Origin of the sequence: Streptomyces sp. KR55, from assembly GCF_052245645.1 — a bacterium.
Taxonomy (GTDB): Bacteria; Actinomycetota; Actinomycetes; order Streptomycetales; family Streptomycetaceae; genus Streptomyces; species Streptomyces flavusporus.
In genome coordinates this window covers 1-565 of sequence record NZ_JBQQCE010001033.1, presented here as the reverse complement: position 1 = coordinate 565, position 565 = coordinate 1, and the positions used below count along the sequence as shown (strand labels likewise).

The 565-nt window shown below is 73.8% G+C and carries 1 protein-coding gene; it reads right to left on the bottom strand.

Annotation, left to right across the window (positions count from 1 at the left end; translation table 11 throughout):
• Positions 1-55: 55 nt before the first annotated feature.
• Positions 56-430, bottom strand: a complete 375-nt coding sequence (locus tag ACTWQJ_RS52175) for a DUF2742 domain-containing protein (protein WP_443313322.1) — start codon at positions 428-430, stop codon at positions 56-58.
• Positions 431-565: the final 135 nt, after the last annotated feature.

Here is a 565-nt window from a genome sequence, read left to right as displayed (position 1 = left end):
CCGGGCGAGGTTGTCGACGGTCATGCGGCGTTCTCCTGGGCGAGGTTGTCGACGGTCATGCGGCGTTCTCCTGGGCGACGAGGTAGCGGCCGGGCCGGCCGGGAACGGCGACCGGTGGCCAGCCCGGCGTGGCCTGCAACTGGTGCGGGGGGTGCGGCTTGGCTGCGGCGTCGAGTTCGGCGCGCGTCCGGCGGTCGGCGAGCGACGGCCGCGCCCGGTGCGCCTCACGGAACCAGTCGAGGAGCGCCTGCTCGTCGCCGTAGCGTCGCCACATCTCCGCGGCCGTGATGAGCGCGGCTGCCTTCCGCGGGTCCCCAGCGGGAAGCTGCAGCCATGCGAGGCTGCCGTATGCGGGCACGTCGACCTCGTCCGGCAGCAGCGCGGTTACCTGCTGCTCAGCCCACATGGTGACCTTGTCATCGAGGCTCACGGCGCCTCCTCGATGGGCTGCAGCCAGTAGCCGGCGCCGGGCGTGGCGGTGGCGCAGTGGGCGGTGCGGTGCCCGTAGAACGGCTCGTCGCCGGAGCCGCCGCCGTGGGTGTGCGACCTGCGGCAGAGCGGGCAT